The 14,186-nt window shown below is 67.1% G+C and carries 12 protein-coding genes; 10 read left to right on the top strand and 2 right to left on the bottom strand.

What is annotated here, in order from left to right; all coding sequences use genetic code 11:
• The first annotated feature begins 13 nt into the window (after positions 1-13).
• From ACWICV_RS09900 to nhaA, 6 genes are all read left to right on the top strand, one after another.
• Positions 14-1,642 (top strand): ATP-binding protein, encoded by a 1,629-nt coding sequence (locus tag ACWICV_RS09900; RefSeq protein ID WP_454090291.1) that lies wholly within the window; start codon positions 14-16, stop codon positions 1,640-1,642.
• Positions 1,635-2,399, top strand: coding sequence for a response regulator (locus ACWICV_RS09905; RefSeq protein WP_332595332.1), 765 nt, complete (start codon positions 1,635-1,637; stop codon positions 2,397-2,399). Before ACWICV_RS09900 ends, ACWICV_RS09905 begins: the two co-directional genes overlap by 8 nt.
• A 95-nt stretch (positions 2,400-2,494) precedes the next feature.
• Positions 2,495-3,982, top strand: a complete 1,488-nt coding sequence (gene tcuA, locus ACWICV_RS09910) for an FAD-dependent tricarballylate dehydrogenase TcuA (protein WP_365945427.1) — start codon at positions 2,495-2,497, stop codon at positions 3,980-3,982.
• Positions 3,983-4,070: 88 nt separating this feature from the next.
• Positions 4,071-4,712: a GntR family transcriptional regulator gene (locus tag ACWICV_RS09915; RefSeq protein ID WP_454090290.1), complete on the top strand. Its 642-nt coding sequence runs from the start codon at positions 4,071-4,073 to the stop codon at positions 4,710-4,712.
• A 68-nt stretch (positions 4,713-4,780) separates the two neighbouring features.
• Positions 4,781-4,942, top strand: a complete 162-nt coding sequence (locus ACWICV_RS09920) for a hypothetical protein (protein WP_166650850.1) — start codon at positions 4,781-4,783, stop codon at positions 4,940-4,942.
• A 131-nt stretch (positions 4,943-5,073) separates the two neighbouring features.
• Complete coding sequence (gene nhaA, locus ACWICV_RS09925; RefSeq protein ID WP_454090289.1) at positions 5,074-6,306, top strand: Na+/H+ antiporter NhaA; 1,233 nt, start codon at positions 5,074-5,076, stop codon at positions 6,304-6,306.
• Positions 6,307-6,360: 54 nt separating this feature from the next.
• On the opposite strand, the gene pstS is transcribed toward nhaA, so the two are convergent.
• A complete protein-coding gene (gene pstS, locus ACWICV_RS09930; protein ID WP_286134369.1) occupies positions 6,361-7,437 on the bottom strand; it encodes a phosphate ABC transporter substrate-binding protein PstS in 1,077 nt (358 codons plus the stop codon).
• Between the two features lie 211 nt (positions 7,438-7,648).
• Positions 7,649-9,211, bottom strand: a complete 1,563-nt coding sequence (locus ACWICV_RS09935; RefSeq protein ID WP_454090288.1) for an FAD-dependent oxidoreductase — start codon at positions 9,209-9,211, stop codon at positions 7,649-7,651.
• A gap of 196 nt (positions 9,212-9,407) precedes the next feature.
• Here ACWICV_RS09935 and ACWICV_RS09940 point away from each other — a divergent pair, with 196 nt between their 5' ends.
• From ACWICV_RS09940 to ACWICV_RS09955, 4 genes are read left to right on the top strand one after another with little or no spacing between them, the layout of a single operon-like run.
• Positions 9,408-10,112 carry an ATP-binding cassette domain-containing protein gene (locus tag ACWICV_RS09940; protein ID WP_454090287.1) on the top strand — a complete coding sequence of 235 codons (705 nt, stop codon included), beginning with the start codon at positions 9,408-9,410 and terminating at the stop codon, positions 10,110-10,112.
• Positions 10,109-10,783: an ATP-binding cassette domain-containing protein gene (locus tag ACWICV_RS09945; protein WP_105658744.1), complete on the top strand. Its 675-nt coding sequence runs from the start codon at positions 10,109-10,111 to the stop codon at positions 10,781-10,783. Before ACWICV_RS09940 ends, ACWICV_RS09945 begins: the two co-directional genes overlap by 4 nt.
• Positions 10,784-10,834: 51 nt before the next feature.
• Positions 10,835-12,370, top strand: a complete 1,536-nt coding sequence (locus ACWICV_RS09950; RefSeq protein WP_454090286.1) for an ABC transporter substrate-binding protein — start codon at positions 10,835-10,837, stop codon at positions 12,368-12,370.
• The gene (locus ACWICV_RS09955) at positions 12,370-14,175 is read left to right on the top strand and encodes an ABC transporter permease subunit (protein WP_454090285.1); all 1,806 of its coding nucleotides are present in this window, start codon (positions 12,370-12,372) and stop codon (positions 14,173-14,175) included. Before ACWICV_RS09950 ends, ACWICV_RS09955 begins: the two co-directional genes overlap by 1 nt.
• The last annotated feature ends 11 nt before the right edge of the window (positions 14,176-14,186 follow it).

Consider the following 14,186-nt stretch of genomic DNA (forward strand, 5'->3'; position numbering starts at 1 on the left):
CACCATGCAATGGATGAAGAACAGCCAGCGCTTCCGGGTTCGCATCCTGTTCCTGCAATTAGCCATCGTGCTGATCACGCTGCTGGCAGTTTCGGTGATCGTGATGCGCTTCGAGATCAACCGGGTGGAGGACAGCGCTTTCAGCCGCGTCGCCCTGGTGGCCGAGGAAACGGCCCAGCTGGCCCCGATTGGCCACGCGCTGGCCGAGGATCCCGGAAACGCAGCCGAAGTCGTCGCCCCGCTGGCCCACCTGGCCGAATCGGCCTCCGGAGTGGACTATGTGACCATTGCCGATTTGAACGGCATTCGCGTGGCCCACCCCGACCCCGAGTCCATCGGCCAGCCGGTTTCCTCGGATCATGAATCCATCCGCAACGGCGAAACCTTCAGGGGCGTGGAGGAAGGACCCCTGGGCATCACCCTGCGGGTGAAGCAACCGGTCTTCGAGGAGGGGAAGATCGTTGGCACCATCTCCGTGGGCATCCTGCAAAGCAAGGTGCGCGCCAGCCTGGTTGATATCGTCTGGGCGTTCGCGCCGTGGATTATCCTGGCCGTGGCCATCGGCAGCCTCGCGGCCGCGCTGGTGGAACGGGCCATCCGCAGAATCTACCGGGTTGACCCCGAAGAAGTGGATTCGCTGAAGCAGGCACAGCAGGCGGTGCTCTACGGAGTCAGCGATGGCGTACTGGGCGTGGATGGCAATGGCCGGCTCACCTTGGTCAACGGAGAAGCGCGCCGGCTGCTGGATCTTCCCGAAGACACTGTGGGCCAGCAAGCCGAAGAGGTCCTGGACCAGAGCCTGGTGGACCTCCTGCGCAGCGACTCCCCCGAGGCCGAATCGGTGCAGAACGTGCTTTCCGGAGAGCGTGTGCTGATTGCCACCCGCCGCGAGGCGATGCTGGGACCCAAGCACTATGGACGCACCCTGACCTTGACCGACCATACCGAGCTGGAAGAGACCTTGCGCGAGTTGCGCGGCCAGAGGTCCTTGGCCGATACGCTGCGCGCCCAGGCCCACGAATTCACCAACCGCTTGCACCTGCTCTCGGGGCTGATGTCCATCGGCGAATACGAAGAAGCCAAGGAGCATATCCAGCGTTTCTCCGGCGCTCGCGGCGAGCATCCGGAAACGCACCTGGGCGACCCCACCCTGTCAGCGCTCTTCGTTGCCAAGCAGGCCGTGGCCAGCGAAGCCGGGGTCCGGCTGGAACTGCACCCGTTCTCCGCGGTGGTGCCCGGAACCGCGATTGACGACGATGCCATCACCGTCGCCTCGAACCTGCTGGCCAACGCCATCGAGGCCGGCGGTGATGGCGGCGTGGTGTCATTGCACTTGAACGCCGGGCCCACCGGCATGCGCATCGCGGTCAGCGATTCCGGCCCGGGCATCAAGGAAGGCGACGCGGCCCGCCTGGTGCAGCTTGGCTACAGCAGCAAAACCGGGGTGCCGGGAGCAGTCCACGGACGGGGCATCGGCTTGGCCCTGGTTGACCGCATCCGGACCCGGCGCGGTGGCGTGCTGAAGTTCGGGTCCAGTGATCTGGGCGGAGCCGAGGTCATCGTCGCCTGGCCTCCGTCGAAGCGACCTATGGTTAAGCAGAGCATTCCCGTTCCCGCGCAAGGAGACTACTTCAATGATTAAGACACTCGTGGTCGATGACGACTTCGCAGTGGCCGGGCTGCATCGCCGCTACCTGCAGGGCATGGAGCATTTTGAAGTGGTCGGCGTGCTGGAGCGCGGTTCCGGCGTGGTTCCCTTTGTGCAATCCGGGCAGGTGGATCTGGTCTTGCTCGATGTGCACCTGCCGGATCTGACCGGGCTGGAAGTATTGGCCCAGCTGCGCGCAGCTGGGTCCGACGCGCACGTCATCATGATTACCGCCAACAATGAACGCGATGCGGTGCGCCAAGCAGTGGGCCACGGCGTCGAGGATTACCTGGTCAAGCCCTTCACCGTGGACGAGTTCAAGCAGCGTCTGGCGCTCTATGCCCAGCGCGTTTCGGAGCAGCCCGGAGCGGTGGCGCAGCCAGAGGAGCAGATCGACGAGCTGGGCCAGGCCGAGATCGACCAGCTGCTCCAGGCCGCCAGTGGACGAGGGGATGCCAGGATCCCCGAAGTCCTCGAACTGGCACCCGGGGCCGTCACCGGCGCCCAGACCGAACGATTGCCCAAGGGCTTCACCGCGCCCACCATGGCACTGGTCGGAGAAGCCTTGCGCAGCGCACCGGGCCATCCGGATGGCACCTTGTCTTCCTTGGAGGTTGCCGAAATTTGCGGGATCTCCCGGGTCAGTGCCCGGCGCTACCTGGACTTTTTGGTCACGGCGGGCAAGGCCCAGCTGCGTCCGCGCTACGGTTCGGCAGGCCGTCCCGAGCACCGGTATTCGTGGGTCAGCTGAATTTCCTGCACCACACTGGCTTTTAATGCACATTAGTGTATACACTAATTCCGGATCCACGTTTTCCCACGTCTTCATTTCCGAAAGGCCATCTCATGACAACCCATGCTCAGGAAACCGCTGCCAACGCCGCAGACGTCATTGTGGTCGGCGGCGGCAACGCGGCCTTCACCGCAGCGCACGCGGCAGTGACCCGCGGCCGCAAGGTTCTGCTCCTGGAAAAGGCTCCGCGCGACCAGTTCGGCGGCAACAGCTACTACACCGCAGGCGCTACCCGCATTGCGCACAACGGCCTGGAAGACCTGCAGGATCTGGTGGAATTCGATGAGCGCCACCCGGTCTCCGAAGTCCCGCCCTACTCCGAGGCCGACTACGCCGGCGACATCGCCAAGGTGACCGAGGGCCGCAACGACAAGGAAATGACCGAGGTCCTGGTCAAGGAAGCAGCTCCCGGCCTGCGCTGGCTCAAGTCCCTGGGCCTGAAGTACCGCTTGATGTACGAACGCCAGGCCTACAAGACCCCGGAGGGCGGCTACCTGTTCTGGGGCGGCCTGCACGTGGGCAACGTCGACGGCGGCGAAGGCCTGATGAAGGACCACCTGGAAGTAGCCCGGAAGCTGGGCACCGAAGTCCGTTTCGAGCAGGACGTCTACGGCCTGATCGTGGAAGAGGGCAAGGTGGTGGGCGTCAAGGTCCGCGCCAACGGCGAAGAGCAGGAATTGCGCGCCGAGTCGGTCATCCTCGGCGCCGGCGGCTTCGAATCCAGCCCGCAATGGCGTCAGGAGCACCTGGGCGAAGGCTGGCAGAACGCCAAGGTCCGCGGCACCCCCTTCAACAATGGCGAGATGCTGGCCGCCGGCCTGGAAATCGGCGCCGCCAAGGGCGGGGACTGGAGCACCTGCCACTCGGTCCAATGGGACGCGCTGACCCCGAAGAACGAATCCAACCGCGAGCTGACCAATCGCCTGACCCGCCAGTCCTACCCGCTGGGGATCATTGTGAACAACCGCGGCGAGCGCTTCCTGGATGAGGGCGCGGACTTCCGCAACCTGACCTACGCCAAGTACGGCAAGGTCATCTTGCAGCAGCCGGACTCCATCGCCTACCAGGTCTTCGACGCGTCGCTGCGTCCGATGCTGCGCGCCGAAGAGTACGAGATGCCGGAGATCTCCGAGGTCATCGCCGACACCGTTGAGGAATTGGCGCAGAAGATCGGCGTGGATCCAGCGGCGCTGTCCAAGACCGTCTCGGAATTCAATGCTTCCATCGACACCTCCATCGCCTACGACCCGAACGTGCTCGATGGGCGCGCCGCGAAGGTAACTCCCCCTAAGAGCAACTGGGCCAACCCGCTTCAGACCGGTCCGTTCTACGCCTACCCGGTCACCTGTGGCATCACCTTCACCTTCGGCGGCCTGAAGGGCAACACCGACGGCCAGGTGCTGGACGAGAACGGCGAGATCATCGAAGGCCTGTACGTCTGCGGCGAAATGCTCGGCGGCCTGTTCTCGGCCAACTACCCGGGCGGTTCCGGCCTGGCAGCCGGTGTGGTCTTCGGCCGGCGTGCCGGTAACCTTGCCTAAGTACTAAATCCCATTGTTCCGCCAGTACGCCTGTACTGGCGGAACAATGGTTTTACCCGCCATCCAGCCTTAGACGAGAATGGGGATCATGGCCAAGCTCGATTCGGATTCAATCCATGCCCAGCTCAAGGACGACTTGCTGCAAGGCGCATTCCAGCCCGGGGATGCCCTGCGCGAGGTCGCCCTGGCAGAACGCTTTGGAGTTTCCCGCACCCCGGTACGCGAAGCCCTGACCCGCCTGCTGCATGAAGGGTTGCTGGAGCGCCGCGCCCGCGGTCTTTTCGTCAAGGAAATCGACCCCGAGCAGATCATGCAGGTCTACGACCTGCGCATCCTGCTCGAAGGCCAGGCCGCCCAGGAAGCCGCCTCGGTGCGCACCGAAGTGGACCTGATGCGCTTGCAGGCCCTGGTTGACCGGGACCGCGCGCTGTCCGACCCAGATGACGCCACCCGCTTGGCCACCAACATCGAGTTCCACCGCGCGCTCTGGCGCGCTGCGCACAACCCGGTGCTGGAGGATCTGCTGGAGCGCCTGGCCACCCACCAGATCCATGCTCCTTCATCCACGCTCTCGGTTGGCTCGCGGTGGACCGAATCCCTGCATGAGCACCAGTGCATCGTGGACAACATCCGCGAGCGCGACAGCGCCAAGGCCTGCGGACTCATCCAGGCCCATATGGCCACCGCCAAGGCGCTGCGCTTGAAGATGTTCGCCAGCCTGATGCACTAGCGGCAGGCCCAAGGCGGCCGGGCCGTCACGGGTTAGGCCTATGCCTCACTGGTCTGTACGCTGGAAGCATGGCTCTGGTCGTCTCAACGCATGCGCAGCGGCTTCTCGCTGCCGTTTTCCCCAAGGGGAAACTGCTGACCAAGCTAGCCAGCGGCACCAACGGGTGGTTGAGTTCCTGGGGAACCAACGCCCACGGCGAGATCGCCGGCTGCCCGCCACCGCGCCACTAGTTGCGCGGTCCCGACTCCTGGTTTTTCTCCAGTGGATTCCGCGCACCCTCGTGCCCTTTTCCCGGATCCCAGAAAGACCCGTTACTTTGCCATACCCCTCAACTGGCGTATCACGCCAAGCACCCCACGCCATGTGGCGTGGAATCCGCCAAACCCTCAAGCAGGACTCGATGGGCGGGCTGCTGCTTCTCTGCGCCACCCTCGCCGCCTTGATCCTGGCCAATTCCCTTGCAGCCCCATGGTACGAGGGGTTGCGCGACTTCCGTTTCGGCCCCGAGTCCCTGCACTTGAATCTCTCGGTCGGAGCCTGGGCCGCTGACGGCCTGCTCGCCATCTTCTTCTTCGTTGTCGGCTTGGAACTCAAGGAAGAATTCGTTGTCGGCAAATTGCGCAATCCGCGCACCGCACTGGTTCCGGTGGCCGCAGCCGTGGGCGGGGTGGCGCTGCCGGCACTGTTCTACGTCCTTGTCATCTCCGCATCGGGAAGCTCCGCCATCAACGGCTGGGCAATCCCCGCAGCCACTGATATCGCCTTCGCGATCGCCGTGATCGCAGTGGTGGGCAAGTTCCTGCCCCCTGCCCTGCGCACCTTCCTGCTCACGCTGGCGGTGGTCGATGACCTGCTGGCCATTTCCATCATCGCCATTTTCTACACCGATGACCTGGCCTGGCTGCCGCTGATCCTCGCGCTGCTGCCGCTGGCGGCATTCGCGCTGGCAGTGCAGCGCGGGGTCCGCGCCTGGTGGGTCCTGATCCCGCTCGGCGCCACCGTCTGGGCATTGGTGCATGCCTCGGGAATCCACGCCACGGTGGCCGGCGTGCTGCTGGGCTTCATGGTTCCGGTAATTGCCACCCAGCGGGCGCATGTGCGCACCGGGAGCACCGAGCAGGGCGAAGCGATCCACGAAGGCCTGGCCGCCCACTTCGCGGACCGGTGGTCCATTCCCTCATCCATCATCGCCATTCCGGTGTTCGCCTTCTTCGCCGCCGGCGTTCCGGTCGGCGGCCTGTCCGGACTGGGCGAAGCGCTGGCCAGCCCGGTGGCCCTGGGCATCATTGCCGGCCTGGTGCTGGGCAAGTCGATGGGCATCACCGCCGCCACCTTCCTGGTCACCAGGCTCCCGGGAATCAAGCTGGATGGCAGCATCAAATGGCCTGATGTGCTGGGGCTGTCCTTCGTGGCAGGCATCGGCTTCACCGTCTCCCTGCTGGTCGGCGAGCTGGCCTTCGGCCAGGGCGGCGAGGAAGCGCAGTACGTGAAGGTCGGGGTGCTGTGCGGTTCGCTGCTGGCCGCGGTCATCGGCGCGGCGCTGCTCGGGTCGCGAAATCGCGCGTACCGCGCGGCGGCCAAGACTGCTGCATAGCTAGCCCTGCTGCATCCTTCCTGCGGATGGATGCAGCAGGGCTGTTCGCCCGAATCAGGAACGCGCGGTGATCGAATCGATGGCTTCGCGGGCATCTTCGGCCAGCTGCTGCGGCATCGGCGCGCTCTTGGCCGAGTCGGACGCTGTCTTCTGCCCCTGGTCGCTGACGACGTACTGCCCGAAGGTCTTGGCCAGTTCCATGGTCTGCGGATCCTCGTAGCCGCTGCAGAACAGCAGGTAGGAGACCAGCACCATCGGGTACGCGCCGGCGGCGGTGGTCTTGCGGTCCAGTTCCAAAGCGATGTCATGCTCACCGCGGCCGTGGACCCGCTCTGATTCGGCCACGGCCTTGGCCGCTGATTCCCCGCTGACTGCCACGAATTCCTCGCCGACCTTCAGCTTCACCTTGCCCAGCGACTTATCCACCAGGGAATCATCAGCATAGGTAACCGCGCCCACGGCGCGGGTCACGGTGGTCACCACGCCGGCATTGCCCTGGGCCTTCTCCAGCCCGGTGGCGTCCGGCCAGCCGCCATCCGGCTCGTGTGGCCAAGCTTCGGGAGCAACCGCATGCAGGTACTCGGTGAAGTTCTCGGTCGTGCCCGAATCGTCGGCGCGCGCCACCCCGGTGATAGGCAGGTCGGGCAGCTGCACCTGCGGGTTCAGCTGGGCGATGGCCGGGTCCTGCCAGGAGCGGATCTCACCGGAGAAGATCCTGGCGATCGTTGGGGCATCCATGTTCAATTCCTTGATGCCCGGCAGGTTGAAGGCGATGCTGATCGGGGAAATATACGCCGGGATATTGATCGCGCCCTGCGGGCCGCAGGTCTCGATGGAGCGCTGGACTTCCTCTTCCTTCAGGTAAGCGTCGGATCCGGCGAATTCGGTGCCGCCTGCCAGGAGCCCGGCGCGTCCGGCGCCGGAGCCCACCGAGGCGTACTGCACCTGGACCTGGGGGTGCATGGTGGAGAATTCGGTGGTCCAGGCGTTCATGGCGGAATTCTGCGCGGTGGATCCGCCGCCGGTCAGCGTGCCTTGGAGGCTAGAGCTATTCGATTCAGCGGCCTTGCGCTGCTCTTCTCCCAGCGGGTAGTCCGACCCGCAGCCCGAAAGCAGCAGGACCAGGCCCATGCTGGCAATCGCGGTGAAAGCGGCGGTTCGAGGCAGAGGTGGCCGGGCAGGTCCGGTGGTTCGCAAAACTTCTCCTGGGGTCCAAGGTGAACGGCGGGTGTACTTGAAATTCCAGTGAATCATCATCCCTGCACTTTCCGAAATCATTCCCTGGCCACAGCAGATGAATACTCGGCGGGCCCGCGGGCGTTGAACTGTGTTTCCCAGTCTCCTAATCCCCGCCGGTGCCAGTTGCCGAGTCGATAGCAGCGAGGTCCTGCGTCGCCGGCCCCTCCAATACTTCCCCGGCCGGACTGAACCTGGACCCGTGCAGCGGGCAATCCCAGGATTTCTCCGCGTCATTCCACGACAGCACGCCACCTAGATGAGTGCAGATCCCGGACACCCGGCAGGTGGCCCCGCCGATTGTGGACACGGCGACCGGGCGCAGGCCCTCGCGCAGCACCAGACCTTGGCCCTCGGCGGGCGGAGTCCGCTCCTCGCCAAACACGCCGCCTGCATCCTGCGCGGCGCCCTTGCCTGCTTCGCCAAGCAGCGAGCGTTTCCATCCCTCTACGAGTTTTCCAGCAACCCGGGAGTTGATCTTCGCCCCGGCGACCAGGTCGGCCGGGGTGGTCGCGCGCTGCGACAACGCCTGCGTCCAGGCGATATTTCCGCCGAGGATGTTCGCGCTGAGCTGGAGGGCAGCGGCAATCGCATTGGCCATCCCCCACTTGTTGTAGCCCGTGGCCACATGGATGTTCCCTCCCCCGCGGGGCAATTGGCCAACGAACGGAACCATATTGGCCGATCTGTAGTCCTGCGCCGACCATTGCCCGGCGAGTTCGGCCCCGGGGAAATGCCTTCTGGTCCAGATATCCAGGTCCTTGAGCTGGCCGAGCTCGGAGAGCTGCTGGCCCACCGGATGGCCGTTGCCGCCCACCAGCAGCAGCTCCTGCCCGTCGAGAGGAACCGTCCGCAGCGAACGTGCTGGCTGGTCGATGGACAGGTACATTCCCTGGGGCAGCGCACCGGCGGCTGCATCAATTCGATACGCGACCACGTAGGAGCGCGATGGCTCGACTTTGGCGAAATACAGTCCCCGATCCAGGATGGGGATACCCGTGGCCAGGATGACCTGCTGGGCACGGTTCTCGCCTTGGCTGGTATGCACTGTGGCCAGGGCGCCGGCGCTGGCATCACGCACCCTGACACCCTCGACGATCCTGCCCCCGCGCGAGCGCAGGTCGCTGGCCAAGGCCTGGAGCACTTCCATGGGGTTGAATTGCGCCTGGCCAGGCAGGGCCAGCGCCGCGGCCACGGGAAACGGCAATCCGATGTCCGGGCCGCACCAGCTGGCCTCCACCCCGGCGCTGCGGGCTGCCTCGGCTTCCTTCTCCAGACTGGCACGTCCGGATTCGGCTTCGGTGTACGTGTAGGCATCCCGCCGTTGCACGGCGACATCCCGCTCCTCCAGATAGCGCAACAACCACGACTGCCCTTCGAGATTCCCCTGGACATAGGCGTCCACAACCTCTTGGGAACAATGCTCCCGGATCCCGGAGAGCACCGTGCCCTGCAGCAAGCTGAGCTTCGCGGTGCTCGCTCCTGTTGTTCCGGCCCCGGCGAACCTGGCTTCGAGTACCGTGACGCTCAATCCGGCCCGGCTCAGCAGCACGGCGGTGGCCAGCCCGGTCAGCCCCGCGCCTACGACAATGGCGTCATAGGTTGCGCCCGGCTGGAATGGGTCGGTGCCACCGGAAGCACGCTTCGCCTGCCATAACGACTCCATCATCGCTTTCTCCTCTTGCTCCATTTGTTGCCGCACCCTGATTCCACGGTATGCACATGCGCCGAGGTTCGGTACGGCCACGAAAAATTATGCGACTTCACCCAGCTTGGCCAGCGGCCGCGGCCCGCCACGTCCGCCTTGCCGATCCCGGAGGCTGATTTGCGCTGCCAAGAAAACTTAAGTGATAATGATTCTCATTATGAACCATGAAGAGCCCGGGCTCGCCCGCCAGCCCCGCGCCCCGCTGCCGCCCAGCCCGGTTTTGTGCCTGCGCAATGCGCGCCTGGGACTGCCCGGCGCCACCAGCCCGCTGCTCGACGTCGAGGAGTTCATGCTTCTTCCCGGCGAGCGCGTGGTCATCACCGGCCCCTCGGGTGCAGGAAAGTCGCTGCTGCTGTCGATGATCACCGGGAATTGGGCGCCCGGACTGGAATTCAGCGGAACCCGCACTCCCGGCTCAACGCGCATCGGCTACATCCCGCAGCGCGGCCAGGACGCCCTGCATCCGTTGCTGCCGCTGGGACGGCAGCTGCGCAAGGCCACCGGCGCCAGCGCGCAGCAGGTCCGCGGCATTCTGCAAGGCGCTGGGCTGGGCGATCCGCAGCTGCTCGCACGACGTCCCGCAGAGCTCTCCGGAGGGCAAGCACAGCGCGCCGCCATAGCCCTGGCCGTGCTCAGCCAGGCCCCGGTGATCCTTGCCGATGAACCGACCAGCGCCCTGGACCACACCGCCCGGGATCTCATCCTGGAACTGCTGGGCACCCTGCTGGGCCAGCAGCAGGCCCTGGTGCTGGTCACCCACGACGCGGCAGTCGCCAAAGCGCTGGCCACCCGGCACCTGGTCCTGGACTCCGGGAAGATCGCCAGCACCACCGCACCCCGGCTGGAACGGGTACCGGCTTGAGCATCCCCGCGTTGGAAGTATCCGCGCTCAGCGCACTGCGCGGGCACGGCGCAGCCCGCCGCCTGGTCCTGGAGCCCCTTGGCTTCACGCTGGCCCCGGGCGAATCGGTGGCCGTCACCGGGCCATCCGGCGCCGGCAAATCCACCCTGGCCGACATCGTGCTGGGCCTGGAACTGCCGGACTCCGGAGAAATCCGCGTGCTGGGCCAGCACTGGAGCGCACCGAAGCGCAGCCACGCGCCAGCACGCCGCCGGCTGGTCCAGGGCGTGCCCCAGGATCCTGCCGCCGCCTTCGTGCCGCGCTGGAGCATCCGCACCTCGCTGCAGCAGGCCATCCACCGGCTGGCTCCCCCAGCCGGCCCCGGAACGGGCATCGACCGGGCTGCCGAGCTGGCGCAATTCGACACGGCACTGCTGGATCGGCGCCCGCACCAGCTCTCCGGAGGACAGTTGCAGCGGGCCGCGCTGGCCCGCGCCGTGGCAGTGAACCCCTCGGTGCTGGTGGCGGACGAGCCGACCAGCGCCCTGGATCCGGACACCGCCCAGGCAGTCGCCGGCCAGCTGCTCTCCACCGCCGCCAACTCGGGCATTGCCTTGCTGCTGATCACCCACGACCCGCAACTGGCCGCGCAATGCTCGCGCACCATCGCCATCCGCCCACCGTCCCGATAACCCGCCCTCCAACTGATCACCCATCACCCATCATCCAAGGACCTCGCACCCATGAATCGACCCCGCCCCAAGACCCTGGCCTTGCTCACCATCCCGCTGGCCGGAGCACTTGCCCTCAGCGGCTGCTTCTCCGCGGCCGCCGAGCAGGCCGGCAGCACCGATCGCATCTCCGTAGCCCACATGCAGCCGCCCCGCTCCGGGCTCAGCCCGCTCAGCGACGACGCGTTCAAGCTCTCGCGCTGGTCCGCCGCCGAAACCCTGGTCAATCTCGATGCGTCCGGGGACGCCCAGCCGGCATTGGCTACCAGCTGGGAACGCAGCGGCGAGCTTGCCTGGGACTTCGAGATCCGCGAAGGCGTCAGCTTCCACAACGGGCAGCCACTGACCGCCCAAACGGTGGCGAACTCCTTGCAGCGGGCCATCGACTCCACCCCGGTGCCGCGCATCCTGAACGGAACCGCATTGAAGGTCGCGGTGCGCGGGGAGCACGGACTGCGGATCACCACCGCGGACCCCGACCCGCTGCTGCCCCAGCGGCTCTCCAGCCCGCAGCTGGCCATCTTCGCCGCCGAAGCCTACACCGCCAACGGGGTGGATCCGGCCGGCCACGGCACCGGCCCCTTCCAGATCGTGGACGTAGACGGGATTTCCGGGGCCACCCTGGACCGGTACGAGGGCTACTGGGGCGAAAAGGCCGCAGCCTCGGGCATCGACGTGAAGTTCGTGCCCGATGGCACCGCCCGCGCCGCCGCGCTGCGCACCTCGGAAGCAGATGTCATCGAGGCGATCCCCGCCGGGCAGGCCGCTACGGTGGACCAGGAGCTGCTCACCGAAGTGCCGATGCCGCGCACCAACACGCTGTACCTGAACACCGAGAAGGGCCCGTTCGCCGACCCGGCGGTGCGCGCCGCGGCCCGCGAAGCCATCGACCGGGCGGCCATCGTGGAGTCGGTGTATGAGAACCGCGCCGATATAGCCGAGGGCCTGCTCGGCCCGGCCCTGCCCTACGCCGCCGGACTGCGCGATTCTGGAGAATACCGGCAGCTGCTGGCCCAGCGTGCCGAACCAGCCAAGGTCAAGGACGTGGAAATCACCCTGGGCACCTTCACCGACCGCGCCGAACTGCCAGAAGTCGCGGTGATCCTGGAGCAGCAGCTGGAAGCGGCCGGATTCATCGTGAAGCAGGATGTGCGCGAATACCAGTACATCGAGGCCGACGCACTGGACGGCGCCTTCGATGCCTTCATCCTCTCGCGCGCCACCGTGCTTGATTCCGGGGACCCGGTTGCGTACTTCGCCTCCGACTTCACCTGCGAAGGCGGCTTCGCCATCGCCCAGCTCTGCGACAAGGACGTGGACCAGGCGATCGCCCGAGCCTCGGAAACCGAAGCCGGGGAACAGCGCCAGCAGCAGATCATGCTGGCCGAAGCCCGGATCCTGGGCACCGACGCGGCCATCGCGCTGCTGCACGAACGCGTGATCCAGGGCGAGGGCCCCGCCGTGCGCGACGCCGCGCAGGATCCGCGCGAACGCGAGCTGATCACTGCGCAGACCCGCCTGGACAGCGAGCAGGAGCCGCAACGCTGATGAACTGGTTCGCCCTGAAGGCGCGGCGCCTCTCCTGGCCGTCCTTCGCATCCTGCCTGCTCAGCGCGCTGGCCCTGCTGCTGGTAGCCGGCGCGCTGCCCTGGCTTTCGCGCACGGACCCGGCCGCCGCGGTGCTGCGCGCACGCTATGCCGAACTGGAACCCACCGAGCAGGCGCTGGCCTCCGTGCGCGCGCAGCTGGGCCTGGACCAGGGCCCGCTGGCCACCAGCCTGCACTGGTGGTCCGGGGTGCTGCACGGGGATCTGGGCAACTCCTGGGTCAGCGGGGCAGAAATCGCTCCCGGCGCCTGGCGGGCCCTGTCGGTCTCCGCCACGCTCACCGCCTTCGCCACCATCATCGCGCTCGCCGTGGCCTTCGCCCTGGTGCTGCCCGCCGCGCTGCGCGTGCTGCGCAACCGGCAGCATTCAGGTTCCGGGCCGCTGGGCGTGGCGCTGACCGCCTTGCCCGAATTCCTGCTGGCCAGCTTGCTGCTGGTACTGGTGGCGGTGCAGCTGCAATGGCTTCCGCCCTACGGGTGGACCGGGCTGGACACCGCGATCCTGCCCGCGCTGGCCCTGGGCATCCCGGCCGGCGGATTGCTGGGCCGGCTGCTGGCCGATGCCATCGCCTCGGTGGCCGCCGAACGCTGGGCCGGGATCTGGCACCTGGCCGGAGCTCCGGCCCCTGCCATCCTCTCCGGGGTGCTGCGCCGGGCCGCCGCGGCAGTCATCGACCAGCTCGGCCTGGTGTTCATCGGCTTGCTCGGCGGCGCGGTGGCCGTGGAGCAGGTCTTCGCGGTGCCCGGACTTGGCCGCTACCTGCTCGGGGCGGCCAATGCGCAGGATATTCCCGCCTTGCAGGCCGGGCTGCTGCTGATGGCGGGATCGGCGCTGCTGATCGGAATGCTCACCGCAGCGGCCCGGCGCGCGCTGCGCGGCGGCGCCCTGCCCGCCGGGTCGCTGCCAGCCCCGCCCGAGGCGCGCGGCAACGGCAGGATCCAGCGCTGGACTGCGGCGATCACCTGCACCGCGCTGCTGGCCATCCTGGCTTTCGGCCTGCCGCGCGACCCCTACACCCTTGCGTTCCAGAGGCTGCAAGCCCCGGGGGCCGGTTTGCCGTTCGGTGCCGATTCCAGCGGACGGGATCTGCTGGCCCGCGTGGCCCATGGAACTTTGGGCACGGTAGGCCCGGCACTGGCGATCGTGGCCTGCGCAATCCTGATTGGCCTGCTGCTTGCGGCAGCAGGCGAGATCTCGCGCGGTCCGGCGGTGATTGCCAACGCGACTCCGCCGATTCTGGCCGGAGTGGTCATCGCGGCCCTGCTGGGCCCCTCGGTCGGCGGTGCGGCGCTGGCCGTGCTCTGGGTGAGCTGGCCTCCGCTGGCCACGCATGCTGCCTCGCTGCTCGACGAAGCCAGGGCCATGCCGCATATCCGCTGGCTTCCGCTCTCCGGGGTGCCGCGCGGCCGGATCTGGGTCCAGCATCTGCTGCCCGCGGTGCTTCCGGCCCTGCTGAGGCACGGGATGCTGCGGCTGCCCGGGGTGGCACTGGCCTTGGCCGCCCTCGGCTTCCTCGGGCTCGGCGCGCAGCCGCCCACCCCGGAGTGGGGCCTGCTGCTGGCCGAAGGCATCGGCTATGTCGAGCGGGCTCCGTGGACTGCCATCGCCCCAGCTACCGCACTGGTGCTCACTTCCGTGTGCGCGGTGGCGCTCGCCGGAATCCCGGCCCCGCAGCGTGCCGGTACCCGAGGCACGGCAGCCCAGCAGGATCCGGCGGCCAGGAACACACCAGTCCCGGTGAGCTGAAACGCGGTCCT

This window comes from Glutamicibacter sp. NPDC055354 (assembly GCF_053644955.1).

Coding starts and splice junctions, on each gene's coding strand:
- ACWICV_RS09900 (WP_454090291.1), top strand. CDS start 14: ATGAAGAACAGCCAGCGCTTCCGGGTTCGCATCCTGTTCCTGCAATTA.
- ACWICV_RS09905 (WP_332595332.1), top strand. CDS start 1,635: ATGATTAAGACACTCGTGGTCGATGACGACTTCGCAGTGGCCGGGCTG.
- tcuA (WP_365945427.1), top strand. CDS start 2,495: ATGACAACCCATGCTCAGGAAACCGCTGCCAACGCCGCAGACGTCATT.
- ACWICV_RS09915 (WP_454090290.1), top strand. CDS start 4,071: ATGGCCAAGCTCGATTCGGATTCAATCCATGCCCAGCTCAAGGACGAC.
- ACWICV_RS09920 (WP_166650850.1), top strand. CDS start 4,781: ATGGCTCTGGTCGTCTCAACGCATGCGCAGCGGCTTCTCGCTGCCGTT.
- nhaA (WP_454090289.1), top strand. CDS start 5,074: ATGTGGCGTGGAATCCGCCAAACCCTCAAGCAGGACTCGATGGGCGGG.
- pstS (WP_286134369.1), bottom strand. CDS start 7,437: ATGGGCCTGGTCCTGCTGCTTTCGGGCTGCGGGTCGGACTACCCGCTG.
- ACWICV_RS09935 (WP_454090288.1), bottom strand. CDS start 9,211: ATGATGGAGTCGTTATGGCAGGCGAAGCGTGCTTCCGGTGGCACCGAC.
- ACWICV_RS09940 (WP_454090287.1), top strand. CDS start 9,408: ATGAACCATGAAGAGCCCGGGCTCGCCCGCCAGCCCCGCGCCCCGCTG.
- ACWICV_RS09950 (WP_454090286.1), top strand. CDS start 10,835: ATGAATCGACCCCGCCCCAAGACCCTGGCCTTGCTCACCATCCCGCTG.
- ACWICV_RS09955 (WP_454090285.1), top strand. CDS start 12,370: ATGAACTGGTTCGCCCTGAAGGCGCGGCGCCTCTCCTGGCCGTCCTTC.